Here is a 14,271-nt window from a genome sequence, read left to right on the forward strand (position 1 = left end):
GTCATCGCGCTGCGGCGGCGTGCTCTTCGGCGGACAGCTGCTCGACGCCCGTGGTGAGGACGGGGGTCAGCACTTCACGTACCGGACCGGCCAGCCGCACGGTGGCCGTCACGGGTCGATCGGCCACGGAAAACCCTGCGGACAGGACGATCTCGCCCGGCTCCACGATCCGCTTCCGCGCCAGCCCGGTGAACGAGAAGCGATCCGCGTGCACCGTGAACGTCACGCGTGTCCGCTCGCCGGCCTCCAATGCAACCCGCGCGTAACCGATCAGCTGCTGCACCGGTCGCGTCACCTGCGCCACGGGGTCTGCGCTGTACAACTGCACGACGGTCTCGCCCGCGCGGTCGCCGGTGTTGGTCACCTCCGTCGTCACGACGACGGTTCCATCCGTCGCGATCTCGGCTTGATCCAGCGCCAACTCACCGAGCTCGAACGTCGTGTACGACAGCCCGTGTCCGAACGGGAACGCCGGAGCGATGGACAGATTGCTGATCCGGTCGCCGTCCTGACCCAGGGGCGGAGCGAGGTAGGTGTGCGGTAGCGCCGTCGGCTCTGCGGGAACCTGCACCGGGAGGTGTCCGCTGGGATTCACCTCGCCCGAGAGTACACGCGCCAGTGCGCCCGCTCCCTCGACGCCCGGCATGAACGCCTGCACGATGGCGGCCGCGCGCCCGACGAAACTGCCGATCGCGTATGGCCGACCCGACAACACCAGCAGCACCACCGGAACGCCGGTCTCCAGCACCGCATCGACGAGCGCGCGCTGATCGCCAGGAAGCTCCAGCGACGGCGCGTCCGATCCCTCTCCCGAGGTTCCCTTGCCGAACATGCCGGCGTGATCGCCCACCACCACGACGGCGACCTCCGCGGCCGCAGCGCTGTCGACCGCTCGTGCCAGCTCCGCGGGATCGTGCGGCGTCTGCAGCGGCACGCCGCGCTCCACCGTCACCTCGGCATCAGGGAACACCTCGCGCAGCGCCTCCGGAAGTGGCTGCGCACTGAGCCCGAGCCCGAACTCGCGGTGTCGGGAGAGCACGTGCACCGGGAAGGAGTACGCACCCATCAGTGCACTGGCGTCGTCCGCGCACGGCCCGATCACCGCGATGCGCGATGTCTGTCGCGGCAGCGGGAGCAGCGCCGTCGGGTTGTCGAGCAGGATCACCGACTTCTCCGCCAGTTCGCGCGCGATGCGACGGTTCTCCGGGCTGTCGAGGTCGTAGTCCGTCGGATCCGCGGGCGTCCATCCCTCGTCCAGCAGCCCGAGCTCGATCTTCTGCCGCATCACGCGGCGCAGCGCCGTGTCGATGTCCTCCGCCGTGCGCTCGGGCGCAGGGTCGTCCGTCGCGAGTTCGAGGTACGCGGAGATGTCGGGCAGCTCCACATCGATTCCGGCGTGCAGCGCCAGCCGCCCGGCATCGGACATCGTGGCGGCCACGCCGTGCTTGGACTTCAGGAACGCGATGGCCCAGTAGTCGGCGACGACCGTGCCCTCGAAGCCCCACTCGCCGCGCAACAGGTCGGTGAGCAGCCAGCGGTCCGCCGCCGACGGCACCCGATCCGTCTCCGTGTAGGAGTTCATCACGCTGCGTGCTCCCGCCTCACGAACCGCCATCTCGAACGGCGGAAGGACCAGGTCGCGCAGCTCCCGCTCGCCCATCGACACCGGCGCGTGGTTGCGGCCGCCGCGCGAGCTGGCATGGCCCGCGAAGTGCTTGAGCGTGGCGATGATGCCCGCGCGCTGCAGCCCGGAGACATAGGCGGAGGCGAGCGTCGCCACCACGTACGGGTCCTCGCCCATCGTCTCCTCGACCCGCCCCCAGCGGTAGTCCGTGACCACGTCGAGCACGGGGGACAGGCCCTGATGCACGCCCACTGCGGCGAGATCGCGACCGATCGCGTTCGCCATCTCGTCCACGAGCTGCGGGGAGAACGTCGCTGCCCACGCCAGCGCGGTGGGGTAGACCGTGGCGCCGAGCGTGGTGAAGCCGGTGAGGCACTCCTCGTGCACGATCGCCGGAATCCCCGGGCGCGTGTTCTCGAGCAGATGGCGCTGCGATTCCTGCACCCGGGCCATGCCCTCGCGGGCGGTCACCGGTGCCGTGCCGAACACGCGGGTCAGCTGTCCGATGCCGTGGCGCGTCACACGCTCGAAGGGCGATCGGCCCTCGGAGAACACGTCCTGCATCGGCGCGATGATGTCGTCCGAGGTGCGCTGGTCGGCCCAGAATCCGCCGAGCTGTGCCGCCTTCTCCTCGGCACTGAGTGCGGCGATCACCGCCTCGATCCTGGATTCGATATCGACCGCGGGGTCGCGCCAGATCTCGCCTGTCATGGGTTCTCTCCGTCTGTCTTTCTTCCCCGATCAATCACGATGACTTGCGCGATGGGGAAGATCGTGGATACTGATATGCAACGTTGTAAATATCTATGGCGGAACAGCATCGTTCTGTCAAGGAGGATTGCGATCCCGGTCCCACAAGGGCGGTGCATCCGCAATCGACACGCTCGACGACTCACCGCGAATACGAGTCGTCGGGGCATCACTTCAAGGAAGAAAGTGCCATGACCGATCGAGCCCGAGGAACTTCCCGCGCATGAAGAAGTTGCTCTACAACCAGCGTCTCGCGCCCTATCTGTTCATCCTGCCGTTCCTGCTGACGCTGCTGGTGTTCTGGCTGATTCCGGTTGCGCGCTCCGTGATCATGAGCTTCCAGGAGGTGCTCTACGGCGAGGCGACGTTCATCGGCACCGCCAACTACGACCGCCTGTGGAAGGACCAGGTGTTCTGGAAGGCGATGTTCAACAGCCTCCGGTACATGGTGCTGACGCTCATCCTGCTGGTGCCGATCCCGATGATCCTCGCGGCCATCATCAACGCGAAGATCGGCAGCGCACGCATCAAAAACTTCTTCAAGTCGTCGCTGTTCGTCCCCGCGCTCACCTCGGTCGTGGTGGCCGGCATCGTGTTCCGCCTGATGTTCGCCGAGACGGACTCCGGCCTCATGAACCAGATCGCCGAGTTCTTCGGCTTCGGCCCGGTGCGCTGGCTCCGCGAGGACCTCACCGGACTCGGGGCGCTGCTGCTACTCGCGCTCTGGCGCTGGGCCGGCGTGAACACGATGTACTTCCTCGCCGGCATGCAGGCGATCCCGACCGAGTACTACGAGGCGGCATCGATCGACGGGGCGAGCAAGATCCAGCAGTTCTTCAACGTCACCCTCCCGGGCCTCAAGCCCACCATCGTCTACGTCACCACCATCAGCGTGTACGGCGGTCTGGCGATGTTCCTGGAGAGCTTCATGCTCTACGCCGGCAACAACTCGCCGAACAACCAGGGCCTCACCATCGTGGGTTACCTCTACCGCAAGGGAATCCAGGAGAACGATCTCGGCTTCGCCTCCGCCGTGGGTGTGGTGCTGCTCGTCCTGGTGCTGGCGATCAACCTCACCCAGCTCACCGCCACGGGAACGTTCAAGAAGGAGTCCACACGATGAGCCGGTCGACCCTCACCGAACGCGAGACGGCCGCGATCCCCGCATCACGGCGCCCGCCACTGAGCCGCCGCGCTGTCGGCCTCATCCAGAGTGCGTTCCTCATCGTCATCGCACTGGTCTCGCTCGTGCCCGTGCTGGCGATCTTCATCGGCACGTTCCAGGACGGCAACGACGTCATCCGCAACGGGATCTCCTTCGCGATCGACTTCTCCACGTTGAGCTTCGACAACTACACGATGCTCTTCACGGACTCGGGCCTGTACTTCCAGTGGTTCTGGAACAGCCTGGTCCTCACGATCGTGCAGGTGGTGGGAACGCTGCTGGTGAGCTCGTTCGTCGCCTACGGGTTCGCGATGTACGAGTTCCGCGGCAAGAGCTTCGGCTTCATCCTGGTGATCATCCTGATGACCATCCCGTTCGAGATGCTCATGCTGCCGCTGTACGTGCAGGTGAACGACTTCGGTGCCGCGGACCAGTACTGGATCGTGGTGCTGCCCTTCCTGGCACAGGCGGTGACGATCTTCTTCTTCCGTCAGTACTTCCTGGGCATCCCGAAGGAGATCCTCGAAGCCGGGCGGGTGGACGGGGTATCCGAGTTCGGCATCTTCTTCCGCCTCATCATCCCGATCGCCAAGCCCGCATTCGCGGCGATGGCGATCCTCAACGCCATGACGATCTGGAACAACTTCCTCTGGCCGTTGCTGGTGCTGCGCTCGCCCGACAAGTTCGTTCTGCCCATCGGACTCAACACATTGCTCACGCCCTATGGCAATAACTATGAGCTGCTCATCATCGGGTCGTTCTTCTCGCTGATTCCGATCCTCATTCTCTTCCTCGCATTCCAGCGCTTCTTCGTTGAAGGCATGACCGCCGGAGCCGTCAAGGGCTGAATGCTCTTCCCCTCTTTATCGACCCTCCCTTGCAGTACCCCCAAACACAGTCAGGAGCATCACCATGCGCATTCGAAAGATCGTGACGGCGGCCGTCGTCGCCGGCGTCGCCGTCGGAGTCCTCTCCGGTTGCGGTGCCGGCAGCAATCCCAGCGACGGCGGCGACGATGCCGCAGCGGGCGGCGCCACCAAGCTGGACATGTGGGTGTTCGCCGAGCTCCATGGCCAGGTCTACGAGGAGATGGCCGAGAAGTGGAACGAGGAGAACCCCGACAAGGCCGTCGACCTCAACATCACCGTCTACCCGTACCAGGACATGCACGACAAGCTGTTGCTTGCCGCGAACTCGGGGCAGGGGCTTCCTGACCTGGCCGACATCGAGGTCGGCAAGTTCCGCAACTTCCTCAAGGGCGCGACCCCTCCGCTCGCCGACCTCACCGAGGCCGCTGAGCCGTATGTCGACGACATCGTCAAGGCCCGTCTCGACCTCTACAGCCGCGATGGCAAGATCTACGGCTACCCGACGCACGTGGGTGCGTTCGTGGCCTTCTACAACACCGAGCTGCTCGAGGCCGCAGGCATCGACTACACCACCATCAAGACCTGGGACGACTTCGCGAAGGCCGGTGCCACCTACAACTCATCGACCGGCAAGGCCTTCAGCGTCGCGAGCACGGGTGTCTACTTCACCGAGCCGCTGGCCATCGCGCAGAACGGCGGCCAGCTGTTCGCCGATGACGGACTGGGCAACGTGGACGTCAACAACCCCGTGGTGGTCGAGACCATGGAGATGTTCCAGGACATGAAGGAGGCCGGCGCGCTCTCCACGATCCCCGGCGGCAGCCCCGACAACGAGGAAGCCTACGGCGCGATCAACAACGGCGACTTCGCGGCGATCGTCTACCCCGCCTGGTACACGTCCCGTTTCGTGGACTACATGCCCGACCTCGACGGCAAGATCGCCATCGCTCCGGCTCCTCAGGTTCCCGGCTCTGACGTGCTCACCATCGGTGGCGGCGGAACCGGCACCACGGTGATGGAGAAGAGCGAGCACAAGGAGCTCGCGATGGAGTTCCTCGCCTACGCGAAGCTGTCGCACGAAGCCAACGTGGCGGTGTGGGAGGTGCTCGGCTTCGACCCGGTCAACATGTCCGTCTGGGAGGACGAGGCTGTCACCCACAACCCCGACAACAAGTTCAACAAGTACTTCCAGACGAACCTGTTCGACGTCCTGAACTCCGTGAAGTCGGGTATCGGTCACTTCAAGTCCTTCGCCAACGAGAACCTGCCGAAGGTGGACAACCAGTTCCGCACCGTGACGCTCAACGAGATCTACGAGAACGGCACGCCGGCCAAGGATGCGCTGGATCAGGCGCAGTCCGATCTGAAGAACGAGCTGGGTCAGTAACTCCAGCCACTCCGAGGTGCGGGTGGGCGACGCTTCGTCCGCCCGCACCTTCTTATCTCCCCATGAAGGAATGAAACACGCCATGCTCACCGCTTCTCTCACCATCGACCCGGCATTCGTCGTCGGCCCCGTTCGTCGTCGCACGTTCGGCGCTTTCGTCGAGCATCTGGGTCGGAGTGTGTACACGGGCATCCACGACCCCGACCACCCCCGTGCCGACGCGGACGGCTTCCGTGAGGACGTGATCGAGCTGACCCGCGAGCTCGGCGTCTCCACCGTGCGCTACCCCGGCGGCAACTTCGTCTCGGGCTATCGCTGGGAGGACGGGATCGGTCCGGTGGCGGATCGTCCGCCGCGCCTGGACCTGGCGTGGCACTCCCTGGAGCCCAACACGGTGGGGGTCGACGAGTTCATGCGCTGGGCGGCGAAGGCCGGTGTCGAGCCGATGATGGCGGTGAACCTCGGCACCCGTGGCGTGCAGGAGGCGCTGGATCTGCTTGAGTACTGCAATGTGCCGGCCGGGGCCGCGTGGGCGGAGCAGCGTCGCGCGAACGGCACCCCCGAGCCGCATCGGATCCGCATGTGGTGCCTGGGGAACGAGATGGACGGGCCCTGGCAGATCGGCCACAAGACGGCCGAGGAGTACGGTCGCCTGGCGGCGGAGACCGCGCGCGCGATGCGCATGGTGGACCCGGGGCTGGAGCTGGTGGTGTGTGGATCCTCCGGTTCGGCGATCCCGACCTTCGGCGAGTGGGAGCGTGTCGTCCTCACCGAGACCTACGAGCACGTCGACTACATCTCCGCGCACGCCTACTACTGGGAGGAGGACGGCGACCTCGCCTCCTTCCTGGCCAGCGCGGTCGACATGGATCACTTCATCGACTCGGTGACGGCCACCGCCGACGCCGTGCGTGCGGCGGGCAAGCACACCAAGACCATCAACATCTCCTTCGACGAGTGGAACGTCTGGTACCAGCACCGCGCGGAATCGCAGCCGCCGACCGGTGACGACTGGCCGATCGCCCCCGTGCTGCTGGAGGACCGGTACAACGTCGCGGATGCCGTCGTGGTGGGCGGGCTGCTGATCTCGCTGCTGCGCCACAGCGACCGTGTGCACTCCGCTTCGCTGGCGCAGCTGGTCAACGTGATCGCCCCGATCATGACGGAGCCCGGTGGACGGTCTTGGAAGCAGACCACGTTCCATCCGTTCGCCCTCACGTCGCGCTTCGCGCAGGGCGACGTCCTGCGTCTGGCCGTGGAGTCGCCGCGGATCACGACGGCGAAGTTCGGCGAGGTCGATGCGATCGACGCAGTCGCCACCCACGACCCGGAGACGGGGGAGGTGGTGATCCTCGCGGTGAACCGGTCCACCACGGAGGAGCTGTCGATCGAGGCTCGCGTCGGCGGATTCGGGCAGCTCCGCATCGCCGAGGCGCTCACGCTGTCGAACCCCGATCACACGTGGAGCGCGACCGCGGACGACGACACGTCGGTGCTGCCGCGGGAGAACGCCACGGCGACCGTTGACGACGGCCGGCTGCGTGCGGTGCTCCCGCCCGTGTCGTGGTCGATCATCCGACTCATCCCCGCTGCCGCCTGAGCGTGCGGCCGTGGGGTCCATCACCGGGCCCCACGGCCGGCTGCGGGGCGGCCCGCGCGGCGAGGATAGAGTGAGTGGACGCTCGGAGACGCGTGGGGAGTGAATCGATGGAGCCGACAATGCACGACGTCGCACGTCTGGCTGGAGTGTCGATCAAGACGGTCTCGAACGTCATCAACGACTACCCGCACGTGCGACAGCAGATGCGCGATCGCGTGCGCGCCGCCATCGACGAGCTGGGCTACCGTCCGAATCTGTCTGCCCGCGGCCTTCGATCGGGGCGCACGGGGGTCATCGGACTCGCCGTTCCGGCCCTGAGCGAGAACTACTTCGCCGAGCTCGCGGACGCCGTCATCCGCGCCGCCGACACCCATGGCCTCGGCGTCGTGGTGGAGCAGACCAGCGGGGATCGCGACCGGGAGCTGCAGGTGATCGCGGGTGGTCGCCTCCGCCTCACCGACGGTCTGCTGTTCAGCCCGCAGGCGCTGGGTCAGGCCGACGCCGAAGCTCTGAACACCGGCTTCCCGCTGGTGCTGCTCGGTGAGCGCATCTTCGACGGTCCCACCGACCACGTCACCATGAACAACGTCGCCTCCGCGCGCGCAGCCGTGGAGCACCTGCTGGAGATCGGGCGTCGGCGCATCGCGATCGTCGGAGCCGAGGCGGATCCCACCATCGACACCAGCTCGGCGACGCTGCGCGTGGCCGGCTACGAGGAGGCGCTCGCGGCCGCGGGGGTCGATCTCGACCCGGACCTGGTGCGCATCGCCCCGCACTGGAACCGCACAGCGGGTGTGCTCGCGGTGCGCGAACTCATCGCATCGGGCGTACCCTTCGATGCCGTGTTCGCGCTCAACGACGCGCTGGGGCTGGGCGCCCTGCGCGCCCTCGGCGAGGCAGGCCTGCGCGTTCCCGAGGATGTCGCCGTCATCGGATTCGACAACATCGACGAGGGGCGCTTCTCCATGCCGTCGATGTCCAGCGTCGACGCGGGCAGCAAGCAGATCGCGCGCGACGCCGTCGCCCTCCTCATCGAGCGGATCGAGGAGAAGGGCGAGCGGCGTGCGCCGCGAACGCTGCAGCCGGGCTTTGAGATCGTGCGACGCGAATCCACCGGCTTCCCGGTGACCGCGGTCTAAACGGGGACGACGTCGCGGTCGGCCGTGCGAGCGGCAGCCACGGCCGCGTCGATCGCGGCCTGCACACGCGCGGCCGAGCGCTTGCGCTGCCGACGGATCAGCCACCAGGTCAGGAGCACGAGCAGCAGCGCGGCGAGATACACCCATGGCGGTGTCCAGACGGTGACGTCGGTGGTGCTGGCGTGGAGCGGCACCTCGATCTCGTCGGTGCCCACCGGCTGCGGCTGCAGGGTGATCTCACCGAAGCCGAGAACGAGCGGCCAGAGGGGAAGCGTTGCTTCGGCGCGCGCGGATTGGCCGGGCAGGATCTCCCTGCCCTCGGCGATCTCGGCCGTGACCGGAAGCACACCGAACGGTCCCGACAGCATCACGGTGCTCGACGCGGCCAGCCGGACGTTGCCTCGGTTTGCGATGTCGAACGAGACGGTGGCCGTGCCGGGAGCGAGCGGATTCGCGGAGGTCTCGTAGCGGACCTCCACGTTCTCGGCGGCGAGCGCAGCCGCGATGTCGCCGGTGACGCGCAGGTGCACGCGCACACCGACGCGCGTGGACAGGTGCACCTGGGTCTGGGAGTCCGCGAGCAGCTCGGCCACGATTCCCGCCGGATGGTCGCCCGGGGTCGCATCCGCGGGGACCGCGATGCGGACCGGGATGATGACCGCGGCTCCGGCAGCGAGATCGATCGTGAATCCGCCGCCGGTGCGCGGCTGAGCCTGCGCGACCTCGCCGAACGTGATCCAGGAGCCGCCGTCCTTCGGCGCCTGGTCACCGGGTAAGAGGTCGAAGCTGCCGCTGTCGGTGACGACGCCGTCGCTCGCGTACACCGCGAAGCGGGCGGGGGAGGCGCCGTGATTGGTTAGGGCGAGGTGCTCGTCGACGGTCGCTCCCGGATCGACGCGCTGGCGCAGGGAGACGCGACCGTCAGCGACCTCGGCCGACGCGGGTTGCAGGGACCAAGTGGTGCCCGCGGGCTGATCGGCGGCTGCATCATCGGCGGTGGCGGGTGAGGCGCCGAACAGCAGCCCCAGGCCGACGAGGAGAACGGTGATCGCGGTGGCGATGCGTGTGGTCATGGAAACCCCCGGCGCGGCCGACCGGTGAAGGAACCGGTCGGCCGCGCGTTGTCGGGTTCCGGGTCAGTCGACCGGGAACAGGGATACGGACAGGACGCTGGAGTACTGCCCCGGCTGAATGTCGACCGGAACCTCCAGACTCAGGTCGGCGGCGAGGGTCGCCTGACCGAACCGCCCTGCGGCGTTCGCGCTGGCCAGCTCGCCCGGGGCGGCGAGACCGAGCCCGCCGTCGAGGATCGTCTGGACCTGAGCACCCGCGGTCAGACCGTCGCGCGGCGTGAGCACGCGCGGAGTCCAGCCGAGGTGTCCCGCGTCGATCGTGCGACCGGCGGAGGTGAACGCCTGGGCCTGAGCTGCCACACTCCAGCCGCCGAGGCCAGCCTGCTGCGCCGTGCGCGAGTCCGTCACCGCCACCTCGGGCAGTGCACCGGTGAGACGCAGGCGATCGCCGGCGTTCTGCGGCTCCGACAGCGCCACACCGTCGCCGAAGTCGGCCACGGTCAGTGCCAGCACGCCGTTCTCGCCCTCCGCGATGGATGCCGTCACGGGGATACCGGAGGTGGTGTCCGCCTTGAACAGCTTGGGGACGAAGTCGATCAGCGCCTTCTGCCAGACGTCCCAGCTGTGGGGGCCGGGGATCGGCGGGTTGAACTCGTGCACGATGCCGCGCGACTCCATGGCGCTCACCAGGCTGAGGGTGTTCTGGTAGGTGAAGTCCTGCATGTCGCCCGTGTAGATGGACAGCAGCTTCGTGCCGGCGTTGATCGCCGCCACGTCGGCGCTCGCGGGCGGCGAGCTGAAGGCCGAGAAGCCGCCGATGTAGGCGAACTGGCCGGGCTTCGCCCACAGCGTGCCGAGCGCGTGCCCGGAGCCCATCGACAGTCCGGCGAGGCCGCGCTGTGCCGGGTCGGCGCTCACGTTGTAGGCGGCGAGCGAGGCCGGAACGATCGCGTCGGTGATCTCCTTGGTGAAGTCGACGCCGTTGCCGTTGGACATCACCACGACCATCGGCACGATGCTGCCGCGGGCGTAGTGGTTGTCCAGGATCTGGGCCGCACGACCCACCTGGATCCAGTCGCTCCACGTCTGGCCGCTGCCGTGCTGCAGGTACAGCACGGGGTAGGGCTCGGCGCGATCCGCGTCGTACCCCGGCGGGGTCCACACGTAGGCGGAGCGGCTCTGCGCGTTGGCCGTGCTGGTGTAGGTCATGGTGGTGACCTCACCACGCTGCTCCGGGGCCACGTCGCGCGTGAACTGCGCGCGCAGCGTGTCGCCCTCCACGTAGAAGGTGCTCCAGTTCGGCTCGGAGTTGACCACCGTGGGGTTGCCGGTGTCCTTGCGGTCCACGCGGTCTCCGGTGAGGCGGTAGTAGTACGAGCCGCCCTCGAGGCCACCCACGGTGAGTCGCCAGCGGTCGCCCTCGCGGACCATCGGGATGCGCAGCCAGCCGCCCGACGGGCCCCAGTTCGCCCACACGTTCACGTTCTTCGCCGTTGCGAACTCGGTGGTCTCGAACGTGACCACGCCGTTGTCCTCGATCCACGGGGTAGGGGTGGTCCCCGGTGCGGGCAGCGAGTGCGCTTCGGTCAGGGCGAGGTGTCCTTCGCTCATTCCGTGGTCGTCGGTCTGGGTGAACACGCGCCCCGCGAAGTCGTGCAGTGCGCGCTGCCAGGTCTCCCAGATGTCGCCCGATGCCGGGTCGGAACCGTCGGACTCGAACTCCACGCCCGCGGCAACGAGCTTCGTCGCGAGGGCGACGTTCTGGTTGTACGAGCGATCCGTGACGTTGCCGGTGTACAGGCGCAGCAGGTCGGTGCCTGCATTGATCTGCGCCGCGCGGGAGGCGCTGATGCTCGTCAGGAGGCTTCCGGAGAAGGAGCCGACCTTCGAGAACGTGCCCGGATCGGTCACCATCAGATTGAGCGCCTGCGTGGCACCGCGTCCGATACCGGCGATCGCCCGGTCAGCGGCCTCGGTGGAGGCGTTGAACTCCTCCTGAACCGCGGGAACCAGGCTGTCGAGAACCTCGGTGCGCACGTCCGACGATGTTCCGTCGCCCATCACGACGATCATCGGCTCGGCCTGCTGCTCGACGGTGAGGTTGTCGAGGATCTGAGCGGCGCGACCCACCTCGGTCCACTCGCTGTATGCCTGACCGCTGTCCTGGAGCAGGTACAACACGGGGTACGGCTCGGCGCGGTCGGGGTCGTAGCCCGGCGGCGTCCACACCTGCGCGGAGCGCTCGCCGTTCTGCACCACGCTGTCGTACGTGAACGTGCTCAGCTCGCCGCCGGCCGGGACATCGGCCTGCCATGCCGCCGATGCGCCCTCGACGAAGAACGTGCTCCACGTGGGTTGCGCCGTGACCGTCTGCGGGGTGTCGGGGTTGCGGAATCCCACCTCGGTCTCACTGCCGGCGATGGTGGCCTCGTACTGGAAGTAGTACTGGCCGGGCTCCAGCGGGCCGATGTTCGCGACCCAGTTGTTGCCGCTGCGATCCAGGTTGAGCAGCGACATCTCGTGTCCGGGCCCGAAGTTGCCCTCCACTCTCACCGTGGCGGGAGCCGTGCCCACGGCGGCCAGAACGGCGCTGTTGGGCACGGTGAAGCGGTGCACACCGTCCGCGGGCTGCGAGATCCACGGATCGGTGGTGCCACCGGTGTCGGCGAGCGCGGGTTGGGCGACGAGTATCGCCCCCGAGCTCACCGCCGCCACGGTGAGAGCAGCCGCGAGTCGTCGCCTCCGCTGCGGAGGCGCGACATGTCTGCGAGTTTTCATCAACGTTGATTCCTCTCGTTCCTCAGAATTTACAACGTAGTAAATTCGGCACTCACAGAATGGCCGCGTCGACGCCCGGTGTCAAGGGTCGATCTGGATTCGTGGTTTGCGCATCGTTTGTATCCCGGCTCGCGAGAAGGAGGCGCGGGGCATGCTGTTGCCGAGCGCGCCGGGGGAGTACCGTGCTTTCACGGACGCTCTGGGGGCGGTCGGTGGTCGGGATCTCGGGGATGAGGCGCTGGCGATGGATTACATCAGAGAGGTGCGCACGCCGGGCTTTCGCATGGCCAACGCGCTTATCATGCTCGGCTTCTCCCTCGTGTTGCTGTTGGGATCATTCCTCGCAGGGCAGGTCGCCTTCTTCGGTCCGTTGTGCTCCGTGGGGCTGATCTACGTTGGCACGCTCGCTCGTGGTCGAGCTCCGCTGGTTCGGCGGGCGAAGAAGTGGTGCGCGGCTCACGATGCCGCGTTCGTGACCGCGGCGATCGGGTGCCAGGTGATCTCGAATGGCGATGGTGTGCAATACGACCATGGGTGGCTGACGATAGAGGGTGCCAGGCTGATGTACATTCCGGACGGGTGGGCTCCCGAGGGGCCGACCGTCATCTCATTGCCGGGTGATCTGCCTCTCTCGGCCGTAGTCGATCGCGGATCCAACATGGCCCACGCGACCTGCATCCGTTACACCGTGGGCGAGGGCGAGAAGGAGGTGCGGGTTTACCCGATCCCTCGCACCGGCAATTACCTTCGTGATGTCTCGCACAAAGAGCTCGACATGATTCTCGCCGCATTGGCGCAGTCGTGAACGCGACCGGGGCGGAATCGACGCCCGTTGAGAAGCCCCGCCGCCGCGCGTGGCCCGCGATCCTGGACCCGCGGAAGAACGTGCACCTGAACGTCTTCCTTCGGCTCGCCGCTGCGTGGCTGTGCCTGCTGGGAAGTGGCGTCATCCTCTACCGGTTGCTGTTCTTCCCGCCTGATGATCGGTTCTCCCTGGCGTGGTCAGACAATCCGTTCACGCCGGAGCTCCTCGTGACGGCCGTCGCCTTCGGCCCCGCGGCCTTCGCGGCCCTCGCTGCGCTCAGCGGTCCTCGGCGTCTCCTGGTGCAGATGCTCGCGATCGCCATGGTGAGTGTCGGCTTCGCCCTGTTGGCCGGGTCGATGCTGTTCGTGCCCGGGGATGCGCCGCGCGGTACGTTCGTCGTGATCGAGACGGCGGTCATCGCGCTCGTGTACTCAACGGCCCTGCTGGCGCGCCGCGATCTCTGGCGACGAAACGCGCCCGACGAGCGACCAACGTTCCAACCGACGGAAAGCGGCGGCCGGACAGCCAGAGGTTTGTCCCGAAAGCGCGCTGTCGCGTGGACCGCGGTGGGAGGAGTCCTGGTCGTGATCGTGACGGGAGTGTGGTGGCTTTCTGCGCGATGGCAGTTCTATGAGGCTGAGGGGCTGAATCTTCCCGCGATGTACGGGGCGGAGGCCGGCCAGGAAGTGGCTGCTGGCGGCTCGCAGATTCGCCTGTACGCGGACCACACCGCGCAGCTGCATCAGGTTTCCGTCGGGGATGTGAGCACCACGAGTGACGGGCGGCCTTGTCTCGCCTCCGCGACCACGCCAGATTCGACGAAGGCGGCAGCATGGGAGTACGTCGCGACGGACACCATTGTTGTGCACTCGACGAAGGGCGACATCGTCCTGATCGCGCGCTGGGTTCGACTCGCGAATCTCGAGTGGGACGTTCTGCGGACTCCGCTGTGTGAGTCCGGCGCAATCCAGTGGACCAGATAGAGACCTGGACATCTCGCAAAGCATGTTCAGTGTGCACCGCCGCGAGTGGCCTTGTCACGCGCAGACACAACCCGCGAGACTTCCGCCTGTGGGCGAGA

10 protein-coding genes are annotated in these 14,271 nt (G+C 67.1%); 7 read left to right on the forward strand and 3 right to left on the reverse strand.

Annotation, left to right across the window (positions count from 1 at the left end; genetic code table 11):
• Position 1 precedes the first annotated feature (1 nt).
• Positions 2–2,335 carry a beta-glucosidase family protein gene (locus ABTV68_RS00405; RefSeq protein WP_433675640.1) on the reverse strand — a complete coding sequence of 778 codons (2,334 nt, stop codon included), beginning with the start codon at positions 2,333–2,335 and terminating at the stop codon, positions 2–4.
• Between the two features lie 262 nt (positions 2,336–2,597).
• Here ABTV68_RS00405 and ABTV68_RS00410 point away from each other — a divergent pair, with 262 nt between their 5' ends.
• The 5 genes from ABTV68_RS00410 to ABTV68_RS00430 all read left to right on the forward strand — a co-directional run bounded on the left by ABTV68_RS00410 (position 2,598) and on the right by ABTV68_RS00430 (position 8,534).
• Positions 2,598–3,497 (forward strand): carbohydrate ABC transporter permease, encoded by a 900-nt coding sequence (locus tag ABTV68_RS00410; protein ID WP_433675641.1) that lies wholly within the window; start codon positions 2,598–2,600, stop codon positions 3,495–3,497.
• Positions 3,494–4,387 (forward strand): carbohydrate ABC transporter permease, encoded by an 894-nt coding sequence (locus ABTV68_RS00415; RefSeq protein WP_433675642.1) that lies wholly within the window; start codon positions 3,494–3,496, stop codon positions 4,385–4,387. The genes ABTV68_RS00410 and ABTV68_RS00415 overlap by 4 nt, the downstream gene beginning before the upstream one ends.
• 64 nt (positions 4,388–4,451) lie before the next feature.
• Positions 4,452–5,795, forward strand: coding sequence for an ABC transporter substrate-binding protein (locus ABTV68_RS00420; protein ID WP_433675643.1), 1,344 nt, complete (start codon positions 4,452–4,454; stop codon positions 5,793–5,795).
• Between the two features lie 82 nt (positions 5,796–5,877).
• Complete coding sequence (locus ABTV68_RS00425) at positions 5,878–7,395, forward strand: alpha-N-arabinofuranosidase (RefSeq protein WP_433675644.1); 1,518 nt, start codon at positions 5,878–5,880, stop codon at positions 7,393–7,395.
• Positions 7,396–7,514: 119 nt separating this feature from the next.
• A complete protein-coding gene (locus tag ABTV68_RS00430; protein ID WP_433675645.1) occupies positions 7,515–8,534 on the forward strand; it encodes a LacI family DNA-binding transcriptional regulator in 1,020 nt (339 codons plus the stop codon).
• Here ABTV68_RS00430 and ABTV68_RS00435 read toward each other — a convergent pair.
• Complete coding sequence (locus tag ABTV68_RS00435; RefSeq protein WP_433675646.1) at positions 8,531–9,607, reverse strand: COG1470 family protein; 1,077 nt, start codon at positions 9,605–9,607, stop codon at positions 8,531–8,533. The two genes, ABTV68_RS00430 and ABTV68_RS00435, sit on opposite strands and share 4 nt — an antisense overlap.
• Before the next feature lie 63 nt (positions 9,608–9,670).
• Positions 9,671–12,385: an alpha/beta hydrolase gene (locus tag ABTV68_RS00440; RefSeq protein ID WP_433675647.1), complete on the reverse strand. Its 2,715-nt coding sequence runs from the start codon at positions 12,383–12,385 to the stop codon at positions 9,671–9,673.
• A gap of 151 nt (positions 12,386–12,536) precedes the next feature.
• On the opposite strand from ABTV68_RS00440, the gene ABTV68_RS00445 reads away from it, so the two are divergent.
• Positions 12,537–13,190, forward strand: coding sequence for a hypothetical protein (locus tag ABTV68_RS00445; RefSeq protein WP_433675648.1), 654 nt, complete (start codon positions 12,537–12,539; stop codon positions 13,188–13,190).
• The gene (locus ABTV68_RS00450) at positions 13,187–14,173 is read left to right on the forward strand and encodes a hypothetical protein (RefSeq protein ID WP_433675649.1); all 987 of its coding nucleotides are present in this window, start codon (positions 13,187–13,189) and stop codon (positions 14,171–14,173) included. Before ABTV68_RS00445 ends, ABTV68_RS00450 begins: the two co-directional genes overlap by 4 nt.
• The last annotated feature ends 98 nt before the right edge of the window (positions 14,174–14,271 follow it).

The organism is Microbacterium gorillae, from assembly GCF_050990725.1.
Taxonomy (GTDB): domain Bacteria; phylum Actinomycetota; class Actinomycetes; order Actinomycetales; family Microbacteriaceae; genus Microbacterium; species Microbacterium gorillae_A.

What these genes read in the sequence shown, in the direction of transcription:
- ABTV68_RS00405 (WP_433675640.1), bottom strand. Translation starts at nt 2,335, where the DNA reads ATGACAGGCGAGATCTGGCGCGACCCCGCGGTCGATATCGAATCCAGG.
- ABTV68_RS00410 (WP_433675641.1), top strand. Translation starts at nt 2,598, where the DNA reads ATGAAGAAGTTGCTCTACAACCAGCGTCTCGCGCCCTATCTGTTCATC.
- ABTV68_RS00415 (WP_433675642.1), top strand. Translation starts at nt 3,494, where the DNA reads ATGAGCCGGTCGACCCTCACCGAACGCGAGACGGCCGCGATCCCCGCA.
- ABTV68_RS00420 (WP_433675643.1), top strand. Translation starts at nt 4,452, where the DNA reads ATGCGCATTCGAAAGATCGTGACGGCGGCCGTCGTCGCCGGCGTCGCC.
- ABTV68_RS00425 (WP_433675644.1), top strand. Translation starts at nt 5,878, where the DNA reads ATGCTCACCGCTTCTCTCACCATCGACCCGGCATTCGTCGTCGGCCCC.
- ABTV68_RS00430 (WP_433675645.1), top strand. Translation starts at nt 7,515, where the DNA reads ATGCACGACGTCGCACGTCTGGCTGGAGTGTCGATCAAGACGGTCTCG.
- ABTV68_RS00435 (WP_433675646.1), bottom strand. Translation starts at nt 9,607, where the DNA reads ATGACCACACGCATCGCCACCGCGATCACCGTTCTCCTCGTCGGCCTG.
- ABTV68_RS00440 (WP_433675647.1), bottom strand. Translation starts at nt 12,385, where the DNA reads ATGAAAACTCGCAGACATGTCGCGCCTCCGCAGCGGAGGCGACGACTC.
- ABTV68_RS00445 (WP_433675648.1), top strand. Translation starts at nt 12,537, where the DNA reads ATGCTGTTGCCGAGCGCGCCGGGGGAGTACCGTGCTTTCACGGACGCT.